Source organism: Natronomonas sp. CBA1123 (assembly GCF_009741925.1).
In the GTDB taxonomy this organism is placed as follows: Archaea; Halobacteriota; Halobacteria; order Halobacteriales; family Haloarculaceae; genus Natronomonas.
The window spans coordinates 72,453-87,790 of the sequence record NZ_WPCC01000001.1; the positions used below are offsets into that span (position 1 = coordinate 72,453).

The following is a 15,338-nucleotide window of genomic DNA, read 5'->3' on the forward strand; positions in this document are numbered from 1 at the left end:
ACCATGATAGGAACGACACTGGGCGACATTCGCGACCATATCGAATCGCTCGCCAGCGAGGACGGCCGCTACTACGTCGCCTGCGCGCGGACGGGATGTCGACCGGTCCCGGCCGACGAATTGGCCTTCGACAGTCGAGCGAGCGCCCGCGCGGCCGCACAGGCGACCGAACAGTACCGGGCGACGCTTCGAAGGTACGACCCGCAAGTCTCGTATCGCGACATCATCGTTCGCGAGGAGCTACCGGGCTGGGAAGCGTCGGACGGGACGCCACTGGCCGACCGAACGCGTGAGTTGCCGCCGACGCCGCCCGAAGGCGGAGGAACGGACGCTATCGAGTTCTGTCACACCGTCGCCAGCGTCGTCTTCGAGGCCATCGCGGGGTCGGCCCACGGCGACTTACAGGACGCTATCATGGACACGTATCTCGACGCCGCCGAGGCGGTCGCATCACCCGACGAACTCTGTCTGCGACTGCTCGAAAGCATCGCGACGGAACTCGACGCGCGGTTGGCGCCCGACGAACAGGCGGCGGTGTTGCGGGAGGCGGCCGCGAACTTGCCACGCGACGGCAGCGGTATTTTGGCGCCCGAACCGCTCGCGGAGACGCTTGACTCACTGGCGTCGGTCGGACTCGTCGACGACTATCGCATCGAGCGGTGTTCGGCAGCCTCGGGTGGCGAATCGCGGTCGTGGACGGTGCATATCGAGGGGTACAGCCTCGACGGGACGCCGGGTCGGGTCGTGACGCTGCCGTTGGTGGTGCAGCTGTTCGACCGGCTGGCGACGCGGTCGGTGACGATTTCGGGCGCAGAGCGTGTCGAAGGGTCGGGGTCGTGGCGGCTGTCTATCGAGACGAATACGACGGGGCGTGTCGGCGGCCTCGCTTGCGTGCCAACGGAGGGGTGTCCGTGAGCGGAATCATCGACCCGATTCGGGCGGCCATCGACCGTGTCGACGAGGAGGTGGCACACGTCGAAGCCACGTCGAGGGCTTTCGAGCGCTTCGACGCCGAGGTCCGAACCCTCGACCCGGCGTCGCTTCCGAACGGCGGTGGTGGCGTACCAGCCACTGGCGAAGTGACGCCAGCGTCGCCGGCAGTACGGCAGAGCGGACCGGCAACCGCAGGGGCCGACGAAGTTCGGTCGCTGTTCGAGGAGACCGTCCGCCCCTACAGCGTAGCCGACCTCGAGGAGTCGGAGCCGCTCACGGCGACGATGAGCGAGGAATTGGGCGAGGGCATCGCGGCGGTGTTGGACCCCTCGACACCCGGGCAGTTCACAGCCGAAGTCCAGCAGTCGATTCACAGTGCTGTCGAGCAGCGACAGGCCGAGCTGCGGGCGATGGAGCGAGCTCTCGACATCGAACGGGAGTCACTGGTCGAATCGCTCCAGGGGCTCGAAGCGACATGTGAGTGGCTCGATGCCGCCGATGACCGGCCACTGTCGGTACTCGGTTTCGAGACGCTTCGGGAGCGCCACGAGCGGCTCGAAACCCACCGAAATCGGTGTGAAACGATCGCCACAGACCGACAGGCGGTACTCGACCGAACGACGAGCGAGGGAGCGAAGACGGGCCTCACACATCGGTCGCTCGTTGTGTACTTGTCACAGGAGCGTTCGACCACGTTTCCGGTGTTGTCGGGGGCTGCTCGCCTTGACGCGATATGTACTGAGTGTCAACGAACCGTTCGCGACCATCTCACCAGACGCGCATGACCGACTCAGGACCTCGCAAACAGCGCGGTCGGGTGAAAGCGTGGCTGTATCTGGCGCTGTTCGGGTCGGATTCGGAGGGTGGCGTGGCTGACGAGGAGTCTGATGCCTCTGGCGAATCCACGGAGGGTGGCTGAGATGGCAAACGCTGTGCGGTATCTCCTCGTTATCTACATTGAGGGCGGTGAGAACTACCCCGTGTCGCCGGGGCGACTCGCCGAGAGACTGGAGAAGTCGCCGGCGGCGACGACCGAGATGCTTCAGCGCCTCGAAGCCGACGGGCTGGTGGTCCACGAACCCTACGAGGGCGCGACGCTGACCGACGACGGAAAGGAGACCGCCGAGGAGTTGTACGACACCTACTGCACGCTCTCGCAGTTCTTTCGGGACGTACTCGGGTTGGAGGACTCCGAAGCCGAGGCGATGCGGATGGCCGGGAGTGTCAGTCCGGTCGTCGCCGAGCGACTGGCCGCGACGCTGTTGGGTGATACTGCGAATTCCGAGCCGGTCGCGACGGCAAGCGAGGCGGGCGAGCGCTGACCGGGACCGAAAACGCTTTTACTTTAGGTATGCCTAAATCAGGTAATGACGGCGCGTGCCCGGCGGCGTTCGGAACGAGGCGTTGATTCCGACGCCGACTCCAGACCCGATGTGTGCCAGTGTGAGAGTTGTCCCGGCAAGTCCGTGTTCATCGAAACGGACAACAACGACGGCTGGATTGCGAGTGACCTGACGGTCGACGTTCGACGGTGAGTACTCGTGGACGATTCTGACTCAGCTACAGCCGACGAACGGACGACGATTCGGGCGGGGCGGGCGTTCGAAACCGAATACCGCCTTGACTCGAAGGAAGCCGGCGAGTTTCTAATCGCGCTGGGAGAACAACTCAGAGACGGCGACGAACTCACGCTCGTCGACGAGGAGTGGGAACTCCCGTTTGCTTTCGGCGAGCCAATCGACGTCGAAATCGATTTCGACGGCGTCGGCGACCAAGAGTTAGAAATCGAAGTAGAGATTCCGGGACGAAGCGACGAGTCGGCACCCGACGTTCGGTAGTCAGTCGGCGTTAGTTCGTCGCGGATTCGAGGACGAGCGAGTCGTCTTCGAGATAGTGTTCGATGTGGTGGGTGTGTTCTTCGAGCGTTTCGAGCTGTTCACGGAGCATCTCGCTGGTCGCGTAGTCGCCGAGGCCGTCGGCCAACTCGATGTGTTGCCGGTAGCTCTCGATCATGTCGCCCATCATCTCGAGGTCGTTCTCCAGCGACGTTCGGATGTCGTAGACGTCCTCGTCTTCGGGTTCGACGGTGGCGTTCTCGGCGAGCGTCGTCATGCTGGCGTGCGGAACGCCGCCCAGCGCCTGCAGGCGCTCGGCGAGTTCGTCGGCAGCGTCTTCGACGTCCTCGTACACCTCTTGGAGGAACACGTGGATGTCGAGGAACTCCGCACCCTCGACGTTCCAGTGGTGCTTGTGGAGTTGGTGATAGAGGACGTACGCGTCCGCGAGGTCGGTGTTCAGCGCGTCGATAATCTGTTCGGCTTTCTCGGTGTCGAGTCGGAGCGCGTTCTCTTCGACTGTGCCAGCCTGTTGACGGATGGTCTTCTGTGTGCTCATTACACCGGTAGTTGGGTCGCCAGCGACTTATAATTTATCAATATGCAAATATTTTTTCGCCTCGCCTAAATCCGGTTATCCGTCGGGACCGTCACTGCTGACAGCAGTCAGTCGTCGGCATCCAGCAACTCGACATCGACTGCGGCGTCGTCGTTCGCGAATTCGGGTGGTTCCGCTGAATCAGCAAGGTCGTCCTCGTCATCGTCTTCGGTCTGTTCGTAACGCCACTCTGCTGGTTCTGTGTCGAGCGTGTGATGGCACATATGTTGACGCCCCACACGATGTTTTGACTCCAGCCGCAAAACCCTCATGGCCAGTCGAGTCAGGTCTCGAAGGTGATGGTTTCGAGATCCAACTCCAATTCGGCGACATGGTCGTTGTAAGCGTCGACGAATCCCCCGAATCGGGGTGCGTACTCACGCACGTCAGCCGCAGAAGGTGGGCCATATTGGGAGAGGACGTACACGCCGCCTGAGCCGCCAGCACGGAGATACGACGCGCCGTCTTCGTCCCACTTTAGCTCCCAGCGGGTGCCGTCGATTCGGGCCGCAAAGCTGCCGTACTCGGTGCCCTCGTACCGTCGTAATTCGCCGGCCATCCGGTCACAACAGGCTTCGATCGCCTCGACGATGCGGTCGCGTTCGGTGACGACGCTCTCGGTGGATTCGACCTGTGGGAAGGATGCTTCAACCGAATCGAGCATGCCGGCCAGTGAGTCGACGTAGTCGTTGTACGCCGCGACGAAGGCGGGGTAGTCTTCGAGGGCCTCCGCCAGTGCCTTCGGTTCGGCCGGTTGTTGTGTCGAGATGACGTACGTCTCGCCGCCACCGCGTGGTTCGAAGCGGAGGTATTCGAGGTCTCCGGCCTCGTATTTGACCGTCCACTCGCCGTCGTCGGTCGAAAACGACCGCTGGCCGTAGTCGCCGCCGTCGACGCGGGCGATGTGGTAGGCGATGCGACCCGCGTGGTCACGGACCGCAGCGAGGAGTTCCTCGCGGCGCTCTGCGACTTCCTCGACGTCGGCGAGGTCCAAATCCGCAAATGAGGTCATACGTTCTGTGGGTCGGCATGGCTGATAACCTCCGTGGCTGTGAATCAAGGATTATCGAGCTGTCAGTGTCCCATAATGAGCTACGGCGAAGCGATTGATTTTTCGTGACCGACAAGAACACTCGTGGTATGGCTACACGTGGACCACAACCGACCGATGGGACCGTCGCTCGACTTCCTCATGTCGTGCCCTTCGACCTACCACAGGTGACGCGTCTGAGTTGGGAACTCGGCTCCAATGTCGTCAGTGACGCAGTCGAACTCGGCACGTGGGAGCGAGTGGGCGGTGCATGGACGCTCTCGATATTCCGCGCCACGAGCGAGACGGTCGTGCTCCGCCTCCAGACGCCGGCCGGTCGAGAGCGGTTTTACGGCGCCGCCGAGATGGATATTGAGTCGGTTCGGCCGGAGTTGGTTTCGGCACCAGAGTGGGAGCAATCGGAGTGAGGGTGACAGACTCGAACCGACGTTGAGGATGATTGCGTGAGAATAGCGGCATCCTTCACTCGTTCAGATTCGGAGTCGATGGGGTAGCATCCCAGCCAACTCAGTTTGTGGAGTTAGCCTTACGTCGCCAGCGTCGAATATCGGCGTGGTCTGCGTTAATCCGTTCTACTATGACGGAGTTGCGGTTCCGTCCGTACGCTCTCCGGAGCTCGAGTCATGGCGACTGCCAGCGTCGCTTGCACCCGCGCTTTCGGAGGCCCAGCCCATACTGCCACTTTGGAGGACCACACCGCCCTCAGTGGTGATCTCCACAGATGTCGGACTGGTAACGGGCGACACAGCACTCGAATCAGGCCGGTCAGCAGTCACCTGGAGTTCTTGCGACGACGTGTCGAAGTAGAGGTAGCGCCTGTCACCAGCCGATAAGGAACTGTTCAGACCCACCGTGTCAGTCGTCCCATTGGATGTCACTTGCACCGTCGTCCCACGTGGGACGGTGTCACCTTCGGAATGTTCGAGCACAAGATACGAGTTGTTTTCCACATTAACGGAGAGTTGGGTCTGCAGCGTCGCGCCTGGGGGAACGTCATTTACCCAGTCTGGTTTTTGAACGCGTTCGACACCGACTTGCTGCAGCTCGTAGCTATAGGACACTTGCTCGCCGTCCTGCGTCAGCGTAACCGTGAAATTCTGAATTTGGCCGGACTCGTTGACAACCAGGCGGCCCTCGAACTGCTCGAGATTCGCCATCGACGTGTTTGCTGGTGACGCACTGTCAGCAGTCAATACGACCATTCCATCGTCGGTTGTCTCGTTTGCAACCTCGAAATTGCCTGCTGAAAGGAATGTCTCCATCGAGGAAAGCATCGTGAGTCGATCGTCGTGTCCCTCAAGGACGCGATAGTTCGTCTGCTCGCCCGACGACGTGCGAACGAACTGCATTGTTTCGTTGCTCCATTGGTCGATTGACGTATCGGTATCCGGACTCACTGTCCCCGACCCCGAGAGGCGGTACGTCGAGAGATTCGCCCCGATAACGAGCCGAGCGTCGATATTCATCTCTCTCGAGGACTGATTGATCTGGACGGTCGCTCCATTTGTTGTCACCGCCTTCCGATTTGCTTGGATGAGCGCCGAGTCATTCGTGAGCGTCCCGTTCGTAACGCCAGGGACCTCTTCAGGTGAGCTATCTGCCGAGTCAGAGGGTGTCTCCGCACCCAGACCGCCAATACAACCCGCCAGCAAGAGTATTGGGACGAGTGCGAGGACTACTTTAAGTCGTGTCACACTCGATAATCTCCCGATGGATGCATAGGGGTTGAGTAAGCTCAAACGCCTCTTTGTGTGTGACCGTCCCACGTCTTGAGTGGGGACTCGGCATGCTGAGTGAACGAAGCATAGGTGAGGTACCAGTTTCCCAGCCAATCACCACCACCGAATGGAATTTCGACGGGTATTTACCAGTCAATCCAGAGACATGACCCATGCCCTGCGCAGAGTGCGGCCAAGAGTTTGAATACGACATCTAGGAAGGCCCGCAGCGGCTCGAAGAGGTGCTGACCCACTACCCCGCCGAGAACGACCTCGGCGAGTAGTGGGAATTCGATTCCGCTATCCGGCTTCAAATATCCAGAATATTGTCAGCAATACTCGAATAAACGAATTCAATTCGCGTCATACGTCGAGAGCGTGGACGATGACCCGCCGCCGTCAGCCGTCCAAACGAGGCGGTATGTGCCGCCAGCGTCTCCGGTGAGGATATTTCTGCAGGTATCGCCGGCAGTAATTTCAGCATTTGAATCGCTCCAGTCATTGTTTACGTCACAGTCGTTTGTCGAGTCGATGTTATCGCCGCCAGTCACGATCACCCGATCCACCGCGACTGTGTCGCCGCCTTGATGCGTCAGTTCAAGCTCGTCGGTGGCTGGCTGGTCCCACGTCCACTGGGCGTTCGGACTCGTCTGTTGGACTTGGTCGCCCAATCCAAGGACGAAGGTTCCGATGACAGCTGCGAGAATCACGGTTATGGCGACCATCAGGATGACGCCGATTACGGGCGAGACGGCACGGGTGTCGTCTTCTGCTGTGAATAGGTGGTTTAGGTTCATATTGAGTGCCAGTACAGGCTAGCCACTAGTGTGTGCTTGATCAATGCCCACGGGAGGCTATCTACCTATGACTTGCCTCAGATAGTGAGTTTGTGTCTCCCAAAACAGGGTACTACGTTACGATTCGTCGGTTCCGACGCCGAAATACAGCTGTTGCGCGGCGTCACCAACGATGTACACCGGGAACCCAGTCCCACGAATCTCCGAGTCATCCGCGACGACCCGTTCGAGCAGGGTTCGAAGGTCGCGATAGTAGCTTTTCGAGCGGTGTTCCTGCAGCTGGACTGCCTGTCCATCGTAGCGTTCGGTCGGCGTTGCTCTGAGCCGGACGTACGCCTGTGCGAACGCCGTTGCGATGTCGTCGGGGGCGAACTCCAAGTAGCGTGGGAATTGCGTCGCCAACGTGCTCTTATCGCCCTGCACGCCCGTCCAAGTGTGGAGCACGCGACCCAAGACCGTTTGGTGCTCAGTCGGCGTGTACTCCGGCGGCCGGTCCGAATTCGTACGCGTCTGGCGCACCGTGATTCCAACACCGCCCGTAAGTTCTTGGAACCAATCTTCGAGGTCGGGCTCGACGACGAAGTGGACCGCGAAGTCCTCGTGGATCGACCCGGAGGCACACACCCACGCCGCCAACTGATTCAGCGCTCGCGCGGTGTCGCTGTCCCACGACTCCAACACCCAGCCGTTTTTGAGGGGTCCTGGAGCCCACGGTAGCAATCGGGGCGGGAACCCTCCATCCAGGGCCGAATCCGAGATCGTGGGAGCTCAACCACCGACGATAGGGCCCCCGAGCCCTTGTTCGGGTGCTTGGCGCTCTCGCGTTGGACGCGCTCGAAGTCCTCAACGCAGTCCCACGGGTCGGCATAGCTCCGCGGGTTGTAGGTGCGGACCAGAGCGCGTTTGGCGGCGGCTGTATCTGTTGGTGTTTCGAGCAAAATACTGAAAATCGCAGGTTCGTCGTTAGTTCGCTTCGTAGGTCGACAGCGTGGACGAAGTCCCGCCGCCCTCTGCCGTCCAGATTAGCCGGTAGGTGCCATCAACGGTGTTGCCATCGTTGACAATATCACAGCTGGTACCGGCTGTGATTGTGGTACTACTCCAATCGCCCTGGCCACAGTCGTTGTCAACGGTGCCAGCGCCGGAATTCGTGACCTCAGTTCGAGCGGATTCAACCGAATCTCCACCTTCGTGAGTAAGTGTGAGATCTGGACTGGAATCGCCCGCAGTCCCTTGGTCCCAATTCCACTGTGCGTTCGGACTCGTCTGCTGGACCTGATCGCCTAGCCCCAGAACGAACGTCCCGATGACGGCGGCGAGGATGACGGTTATCGCGACCATCAGAATCACACCAATGACAGGCGATACGGCTCGTTCTGTGTCGTCTCCGGTGAATAAATGTTTTAATTCCATGGTTGGTCGGGCGTCACTCCCTTTGGTGGGTTAGTTGACGCGTAACGGAAGCAATAACAGCCTCAGTATTTAACATATATGATGGCTCACGGAATGAGTTGGGCAATATAATCCTCGCCAGAAGCAATAGTTTCTGCTCACCTAGGTTCGGCAGGGTAGAGACATTCGCCCGTTTTGCCAATGTGTTAACCGGGTTTCGCAAAAGGGTGCGTAATGCTGCCGCTGTGTCAGTATGTGTATCGCACCAAATACTGAGAAATATATTTCGTCGGTTAGGCGTCCGGGCCTTCCCACGTCGTCAGCGTACTGGAGCTGCCACCGCCTTCCGCAGTCCAGACGAGGCGAAGGGTCGCATCGTCGAACTCGCCTTGGTTATATGTGCCCGTTGTCGACGAATTGAATTCTGCACTGTCGCCGGCGGAAACGGTTGTGTCTGAACCAGTGCCCAAGGTTGCCCAACTGTAATCGCCACTACTGATGTTCGTGTCGGTACCGCCACTGAGAGCAACATTCAGCGTGCTTTCGGGAACATCATCGCCACTCGTGTGCGTAAGAACCCAACTCCCACTTGAGCCAGGGTCGTATTCCACGTCCCATTGTGCGTTCGGACTGGTTTGCTGCACCTGGTCGCCGAGGCCGAGGACGAACGTTCCAATCACGGCGGCGAGGATGACGGTTATCGCGACCATCAGGATGACGCCGATGACGGGCGATACTGCTCGTTCTTCGTCATTGTCGAAGAGTTCTGTGAGTTGCATTGTATTGGTCTCTATTGGGTTTTAGTTCGAAGTGTACGTCGAGAGAGTCGACGAAGAGCCACCGCCTTCAGCCGTCCAAATCAGGCGGAAAGTATTGTCCGTACCTGCATCACCTGCAACACGACAGGTATCACCTGCGGAGATCGTCGCTGAAGTCCACTCCAGGTTTCCACCGGATGCTTCCTCATTACAGACAATAGTGTCACTCCCGTCTTCATACGTTGTGACCGACGATGGACCAGTAACTTCGAGGAGGTTTGCCTCAACAGAGTCACCTCCTTCATGCGTTACGTTTAGGGCGGTACCATCAACTTCCCAATTCCACTGTGCGTTCGGGCTCGTTTGCTGAACTTGATCGCCCAGCCCGAGAACGAACGTCCCGATGACGGCGGCCAGAATTACGGTTATGGCGACCATCAGGATGACCCCGATGACGGGCGATACAGCACGGTTGTCGTCGTCTGTTGTGAGCAGGTGTTTCAATTCCATAGTTGGACAGCGCACACCCACTGCGGGTAGAGTACGCTTATCCTATCCAATCATAGCCATCTGTAATAAAGATGCAAGCCGACTCAAGCCGTGAGTTGCCCCGGTGAAACCCACAGACTACGCGGTGTTAGCATAGCACTTCGAAAAGTCACAAGAACAGCCCCGGCGGCTGGGGCTGTGGGTGTGACGCTGACCGCACCCGGCAGTGGGCGCACACCGACTTAGGGCATGGAATCTCCCCGCGGTGCATCAACACCTACTGCTGGAACACGCATAAAACACCCGGCCCGTTCTCACAAAGTGACGCCACGTCAAATACGTGCAGGAGGACAGTGTTAGTTCATTATCGCACTGATTCGCTAAGCAGTTCGATGGCCAAAAGAGACGGTGCTTAACCGAGCAAAAGTCGACCTCCGAAAAGATATTGCTCCTGTTACGTAGGGTACCGAAAAGCGGAAGCGGGCAATGGGCCGGCACGAATTTGAATCGTGGTTACGGCCACCCGAAGGCCGAAGGATACCAAGCTACCCCACCGGCCCGCACTCGATAGGAAGCCGGCACCGATTTTAAGACTTGTGATGCGACTCGCTTCAGAGCGCCTCGGGATCCGTACTCGGCTCTGCAGTCCCGCCGCCACGACCCGGCTTCTCGCCACGAACCTGCAGATAGGCGTCGGCGAGAATGCCGTAGCCGACGATGGAGAACACTGACGTGAGCGCGAGGCTCAGGATTTGTCCGGCGACGGGGCTGACGAAGGAGGCCACAGAGCCGATACTGCTTCCAACCGCCGTGACGACGCCGACGATGAGACCGAGCGCGAACAGGCCCCAGCGGTTGCCGCTGGCGAGTTCCCAACTGCGGCTCAGGCTGTCGATGGCACGTTCGTCCTCGACGCCGATGGCGAAGATGACGAAAATGAAGCTAATCGCGAGGAAGATACCGGGGACGAACAGCAGGATGAACCCGAGAGTGACCGCGATGGTGACGATGATGTTGGCACCGATGGATGAGATGAATGCCCGGCCCATTCGTCGAGTGAACAGCTCGCCAGGCAGGGAGTTCAACTCGGATTGTTCGCGGGTCAGCGCCCGCGTTGCCGCGATGTAAAGGACAACCCCGAAGGCCAGCCCGGCGACCGCGATGACACTGGCGACGGCCGCAGGAACCGGGAGTGCGAAAGCCAATTGCCCGGACTGCTGGGCCTCCGGCGGGAGGATGTCAGCAAACACCGCGTTGACCGATCCGAGGAACAACAGTTGATACACGAACGTCAGTACCATCAGGACGCCACCGCTGTACGTGAGCGACCGGCGAATACCGTCGCCGAGCGCGTCACCGATTTGGAGGGACATACGCGCTCGATTTTAACGGCAGTTAACTTAAATCCCCGTCTGAGACCGGGGATAGAGGTCAGTATATATCGAACCCGTCGGTATCGAGATAGTTGTGTGCGACTGTGATGGCGTGGTCGGCGTGGAGAGCCTCTGGACCGATCGAGACGCGTTCTTCGGCCGCCTCGGCGAGGAGCGCGGCTTCGCTGTCGGTGAAGTCGTGGTGGTCCGAGAGGACAAAGGCTGGGTCACTTGGCGGGTCGAGGTCGACGACCGGTTTGCCGTCCTCATGGAGTTCGACGAGCGTACTTTCCTCGGTGACAGAGCGGACGGTCGACTCGAAATCGCCTTTCCCGATGTAGACACCGGGAGAGGGGTTGGCCTCCATCGCGCCAATGGCACCCTCACGGGCGTCGAGCGCGCCGCGAATCAATGCTGCCGTCGAGCGCTCGTCAGGGTTGAGCCGCCGCAGTTCCGCGCCCTCGAAGCGGACGACGTACTCGTCGGCCAAGACGAGATGGACCCGAACGTCCTCGCGGAGTGCGTGTGAGAGAAAGAACGCACTGTTGATACACCGACACAGCACGTCGAGGCGGCCGGCACCGGGCAGGTCTTCGAGTGAGAAGTCAGGAATCGTCGGTGCGTCGTGGCCGAGGACAACGAATTGACGCATAGGGTTGCTGCGTGGGCTGATAATAAATGCCTCGCGCTTCGGTAGAGGACGGTGACTTTATCGCCTCGGGGTTGTCAGACGAGTGTATCTATGGACGCCCGCGAGGTGCGTGAGTTACTCGATGACCGCCCAGATCTCGAATCCGCCCTCGAAGCCGTGCGGGCGGTCGATCGCGAGAACGAGACCTGGGATTTCGAGGACGTGCCCATCGATTCGGGCGCATTCGGTGAGTTAGTCGGTAAAGACATCGTCGAGTCGATGGGCGACGAGTACCACATCGAAGACCCCGATGCGGTCGATGCGTTATTGCGCGGTGAGCGTGTCGACGACGACGGCGATGAGGAAAGCATCGACTTCGAGTTCCCCTCCATCGACGTCGTGGCCGCTGCCGGCCTCCTTGCAGCCGTGGCGGTGGCCGTTCTCATCCGTTCGTTACATTACGAGGCCGTCTTCCGCCAACAGGTCGTCTTTCTTGCAAACGACCCTTACAGTTATGCCCACTACGTGCATGCGGCCATCGAATCGGGATGGTCACTGAGCGACATTCCGGGGCCGCTTCAGGACGGTGAACCGCTGACGTTCCTCATCATGATGCTGTTCGCTCAGACAATCGGGGCCCTCGTCGGCGTCGACGTGGTATTGGCATGGTTGCCAGTTCTCGCGGGTGCCGTCACGGTCGCATTGACGTACCTGTTGGCGCTATCGGTCACCGACGACCGACGCATCGCGCTGGCGGCGGCATTCTGTCTGGCAGTCACTCCCGCCCACGCCGCCCGAACCGCGCTTGGGTTCATCGACCACCACGCCTTCGACTACGTGTGGCTCCCGATTGCCGCGATGGGGCTGATTAGCATCCTGACGCGGGACCGAATCGCCATCGACCGGCCAACTGCTGTGAGTGTCAGTTTGTTCACCATCGGTATCGCCGGTCAGGTGCTGTCGTGGGTCGCCGGTGTATTGCTCTTACTCCCCATCGCCATCGCCGTCGCCGCTGCCGGAGTGCTGTCGGTCCACGAGAACCGCACGTTCCTCCCCCGCGGCGCGGCGGTAGCCGCCGGAGCAGGTGCCGCGAGTCTCGTCGTGCTCGGCTTCCATGCCGTCTTCGGCTGGCACGAACTCTTGACGGCGCTGGTGTCGGTGGGGTTGACCACCGGTATTGTTGCTGTCGTCGGCGCCAGTGAGGCATGGCGTCGGGCTGAGTTGCCCGCATGGGGGCTTGCAGCTGGCGGCGTCGCTGTCACACTGGGGTCGGCCCTCGCAGTCCGGACACTCGCCCCGGGCGCGTGGACCACCATCACGGCCCAGGTGGGTCGGCTCTTCGGAACTGAAGGCATCACTGAGGCGCTGTCCCTGTTCGGACAGACCTATGGCTGGCTGCTGCACTTCGGATTGTTGTTGCTGTTCGCGCTGCTGTACGCCGCGGTTGCGACTGCGGCAGCGCTTCGCGGCGACCGAGCGTGGCTCGTCGCGGTGTCGTACTTTTGGACGCTGTTGGCCCTCGCCGCAGTACAGGCACGGTTCGCCGGCGAGTTCGCCGCCTTCGCCGCCGTCTTCGCGGGTACCGGCATCGTCCACATCGCCGGCGTCGTCGACGCCCTCGATGACGTGTCACCGTTCGACGGCGGTGTTCGGGCAGACCTGTCGGTTCCCGACACCAGGACACTCGGTGTCGTAGCCGTCCTCTTCATTTTCGTTGGGGGCCTCGCAGCGGCACAGGGCCCGCTGTTGATTCAGGGACTCACCATCGATGATGACCGCTATCAAGCGGCCACTTTCATCGACAGCCACGCCGCTGAGACGGGTCATGAGTACCCCGATAACTACGTTTTGAGTCCGTGGTCTTGGAACCGGATGTACAACTACCACGTCAACGGACAGGCAGCGTCGTACGGCTACGCCGACCGGACGTATCTCCCGTTCCTCGCGTCGACGGACCCCGCAAGAGCGGCAGAAATTCAATCGCGCGAAGACATCTACATCGTCATCGAACCCGCTGACGACCCGCCGCGAGGATCGATGTACAGCCGACTCCACGAACGCTACGGGAGTCGCGGGGACGGCGTTTCCGGACTCGGAACGTATCGAGCGCTGTACGACCGCAATGGAAACGTCATCGTTCGAGTCGTCGACGGCGCGACCGTCAGTGGTACCACAACACCGAATGCGACACTCACTCTGACGACCAACGTCTCTATCGAGGGGGCGTCGTTCACTTACGAACGACAGACGACCGCCGATGCGTCTGGGAGGTACAACGTCACCGTCGCCTATCCCGGCGAATACGACATCGACGGGACCGAAACTGAGAGCGTGACAATCTCCGAGAGAGCCGTCAGAAGCGGTGAGACAGTCCAGCCGTGATTACCACGTCAGTCCTTCATAGGTGAGCCCCTCCCGGCGACTGATGATACGCCGACCGTCGACGACGACGGGGTTGGCCATCGCGTCGAACTCCTCGTCGAGGTCGGTGAATTCGGGCCAGTCGGTGACAACAGCCACGCCGTGGGCGTCATCGAGGGCTTCGGCCGCCGAATCGGCGTATTCGATGTCGGGGTACTGTTCGGCCATCGACTCGTTGGCCAGTGGGTCATAGGCGACGATATCGGCGTCGCGGTCTTGCAGCCCTTCGATGACCGGCTTGGCACGGGAGCCACGGATGTCGTCCGTGCCGGCCTTGAACGCCAACCCGAGGATAGCGATGCGTTTGCCCCCGCTATCGACGTGAGAGTCGAGCAGTTCGAGCAGGCGCTCTGGTTGGCCGTCGTTGACCTCGATTGCGGCCTCTATCATCGCCGGCGTGTAGTCGTTATCACGGGCTGCCGCGGCGAGTGCGGCGGTGTCTTTCGGGAAGCAGCTACCCCCCCCCCCATCCTACCCCCGAGTTGAGGAACCGCTCGCCGATGCGGTCATCCATCCCCATCGCGTCGGCGACAGCGTAAGTGTCGACGCCGAACTCCTTGCAGACGTTGCCGAGGTCGTTGATGAGGCTCACTTTCGCCGCGAGGAAGGCGTTGCTGGCGTACTTTATCATCGCCGCCTCCCGACGCCCGGTTTCGACAGTTGGTACGTCCCAGTCGGTGATGAGCGGCTCGTACAACTCAGCGAGCAGCTGGAGTGCCCGTGCATCGCCCTCGGTGCCGATGACGATTCGGTCGGGGTCCATGAAGTCGTCGACGGCGCTGCCCTCACGCAGGAACTCAGGGTTGACCGCGACGCCGAAGCCCTCGCCGTCGGTTTTCCCAGAGGCGCGTTCGATTGCCGGGACGAGTTCGTCTTCGATAACGTCGGGGAGAACCGTCGATTTGACGACGACGAGATGATAGCCGTCTTTGTCGGCGATTGCTTCACCGACATCTTCGGCGGCCGCAAGGAGACCGCTTGGGTCGATAGAGCCGTCCTCGGTAGCGGGCGTCCCGACGGCGAGGAAAGTGAGATCAGTGTCAGCAGCGGCCGCGTGGTCGGTGGTCGTTTTGAGGCGCGAGCCGGCGTACGCCGAGACCAGCGGGTCGAGTCCGGGTTCGTGGATGGTCGTTTCACCAGCGTTGAGTCGTTCGACCGTCTCCTCGTCGACGTCGATAGCGGTGACATCGTGGCCGAGGTCGGCCAGACACGCCGACAGCGTGGTTCCGACGTAGCCGCTCCCGACGACGCTTACGTTCATGACTCCCGGTAGCGGGCGGGAGGGTTTGAGGCTTCGGCTTCCGCCGACGGTCGGGCGACCCCCATACTTACTCCGCTAGCC

Annotated in this window: 19 protein-coding genes, 1 tRNA gene and 1 pseudogene; 8 read left to right on the top strand and 13 right to left on the bottom strand. The window is 60.6% G+C overall.

Annotated features, from left to right (window positions below):
- Positions 1-3: 3 nt before the first annotated feature.
- Genes GJ631_RS00365 through GJ631_RS00385 form a run of 6 tightly spaced genes read left to right on the top strand, consistent with a single transcriptional unit; the run spans position 4 to position 2,771 of the window.
- The gene (locus tag GJ631_RS00365) at positions 4-915 is read left to right on the top strand and encodes a hypothetical protein (protein ID WP_156707239.1); all 912 of its coding nucleotides are present in this window, start codon (positions 4-6) and stop codon (positions 913-915) included.
- Positions 912-1,718, top strand: coding sequence for a hypothetical protein (locus tag GJ631_RS00370; protein WP_156707240.1), 807 nt, complete (start codon positions 912-914; stop codon positions 1,716-1,718). The genes GJ631_RS00365 and GJ631_RS00370 overlap by 4 nt, the downstream gene beginning before the upstream one ends.
- Positions 1,715-1,852, top strand: a complete 138-nt coding sequence (locus GJ631_RS00375; RefSeq protein WP_156707241.1) for a hypothetical protein — start codon at positions 1,715-1,717, stop codon at positions 1,850-1,852. The genes GJ631_RS00370 and GJ631_RS00375 overlap by 4 nt, the downstream gene beginning before the upstream one ends.
- 1 nt (position 1,853) lies before the next feature.
- Positions 1,854-2,255, top strand: a complete 402-nt coding sequence (locus GJ631_RS00380) for a metal-dependent transcriptional regulator (protein WP_156707242.1) — start codon at positions 1,854-1,856, stop codon at positions 2,253-2,255.
- 45 nt (positions 2,256-2,300) lie between these two features.
- The gene (locus GJ631_RS18360) at positions 2,301-2,468 is read left to right on the top strand and encodes a hypothetical protein (RefSeq protein ID WP_197424682.1); all 168 of its coding nucleotides are present in this window, start codon (positions 2,301-2,303) and stop codon (positions 2,466-2,468) included.
- 6 nt (positions 2,469-2,474) lie between these two features.
- A complete protein-coding gene (locus tag GJ631_RS00385; protein WP_370518511.1) occupies positions 2,475-2,771 on the top strand; it encodes an amphi-Trp domain-containing protein in 297 nt (98 codons plus the stop codon).
- Positions 2,772-2,781: 10 nt separating this feature from the next.
- Here the strand turns inward: GJ631_RS00385 and dpsA are convergent, their stop codons facing one another.
- The 3 genes from dpsA to GJ631_RS00400 all read right to left on the bottom strand — a co-directional run bounded on the left by dpsA (position 2,782) and on the right by GJ631_RS00400 (position 4,378).
- Complete coding sequence (dpsA, locus tag GJ631_RS00390; protein ID WP_156707243.1) at positions 2,782-3,327, bottom strand: DNA starvation/stationary phase protection protein DpsA; 546 nt, start codon at positions 3,325-3,327, stop codon at positions 2,782-2,784.
- A gap of 107 nt (positions 3,328-3,434) precedes the next feature.
- Positions 3,435-3,590, bottom strand: coding sequence for a hypothetical protein (locus tag GJ631_RS00395; protein ID WP_156707244.1), 156 nt, complete (start codon positions 3,588-3,590; stop codon positions 3,435-3,437).
- 59 nt (positions 3,591-3,649) lie between these two features.
- Entirely contained in the window at positions 3,650-4,378 is a 729-nt protein-coding gene (locus GJ631_RS00400) for a hypothetical protein (RefSeq protein ID WP_197424683.1), read from the bottom strand.
- Positions 4,379-4,506: 128 nt separating this feature from the next.
- Here GJ631_RS00400 and GJ631_RS00405 point away from each other — a divergent pair, with 128 nt between their 5' ends.
- Entirely contained in the window at positions 4,507-4,824 is a 318-nt protein-coding gene (locus tag GJ631_RS00405; protein ID WP_156707245.1) for a hypothetical protein, read from the top strand.
- 168 nt (positions 4,825-4,992) lie between these two features.
- Here the strand turns inward: GJ631_RS00405 and GJ631_RS00410 are convergent, their stop codons facing one another.
- The 9 genes from GJ631_RS00410 to trmY form a co-directional block, all read right to left on the bottom strand.
- Positions 4,993-6,111, bottom strand: a complete 1,119-nt coding sequence (locus GJ631_RS00410) for a hypothetical protein (protein WP_156707246.1) — start codon at positions 6,109-6,111, stop codon at positions 4,993-4,995.
- Between the two features lie 377 nt (positions 6,112-6,488).
- A complete protein-coding gene (locus GJ631_RS00415; protein ID WP_156707247.1) occupies positions 6,489-6,932 on the bottom strand; it encodes a type IV pilin in 444 nt (147 codons plus the stop codon).
- Between the two features lie 117 nt (positions 6,933-7,049).
- Positions 7,050-7,652: a hypothetical protein gene (locus GJ631_RS00420; protein ID WP_156707248.1), complete on the bottom strand. Its 603-nt coding sequence runs from the start codon at positions 7,650-7,652 to the stop codon at positions 7,050-7,052.
- A gap of 243 nt (positions 7,653-7,895) precedes the next feature.
- Entirely contained in the window at positions 7,896-8,345 is a 450-nt protein-coding gene (locus tag GJ631_RS00425) for a type IV pilin (protein WP_156707249.1), read from the bottom strand.
- A 272-nt stretch (positions 8,346-8,617) separates the two neighbouring features.
- Complete coding sequence (locus GJ631_RS00430; protein WP_156707250.1) at positions 8,618-9,103, bottom strand: type IV pilin; 486 nt, start codon at positions 9,101-9,103, stop codon at positions 8,618-8,620.
- A 21-nt stretch (positions 9,104-9,124) separates the two neighbouring features.
- Complete coding sequence (locus GJ631_RS00435; protein WP_156707251.1) at positions 9,125-9,592, bottom strand: type IV pilin; 468 nt, start codon at positions 9,590-9,592, stop codon at positions 9,125-9,127.
- A gap of 466 nt (positions 9,593-10,058) precedes the next feature.
- Positions 10,059-10,131: transfer RNA gene (locus tag GJ631_RS00440), tRNA-Pro, on the bottom strand.
- 51 nt (positions 10,132-10,182) lie between these two features.
- Entirely contained in the window at positions 10,183-10,944 is a 762-nt protein-coding gene (locus tag GJ631_RS00445; protein WP_231753829.1) for a hypothetical protein, read from the bottom strand.
- Between the two features lie 58 nt (positions 10,945-11,002).
- Entirely contained in the window at positions 11,003-11,596 is a 594-nt protein-coding gene (gene trmY, locus GJ631_RS00450; protein ID WP_156707252.1) for a tRNA (pseudouridine(54)-N(1))-methyltransferase TrmY, read from the bottom strand.
- Positions 11,597-11,686: 90 nt separating this feature from the next.
- Between trmY and GJ631_RS00455 the strand changes: the two genes are divergently transcribed.
- On the top strand, positions 11,687-13,957 hold the full coding sequence (locus tag GJ631_RS00455; RefSeq protein WP_156707253.1) for an STT3 domain-containing protein: 2,271 nt from the start codon (positions 11,687-11,689) through the stop codon (positions 13,955-13,957).
- Here the strand turns inward: GJ631_RS00455 and aglM are convergent.
- Positions 13,958-15,257: pseudogene (gene aglM / locus GJ631_RS00460) on the bottom strand (UDP-glucose 6-dehydrogenase AglM).
- Positions 15,258-15,338: the final 81 nt, after the last annotated feature.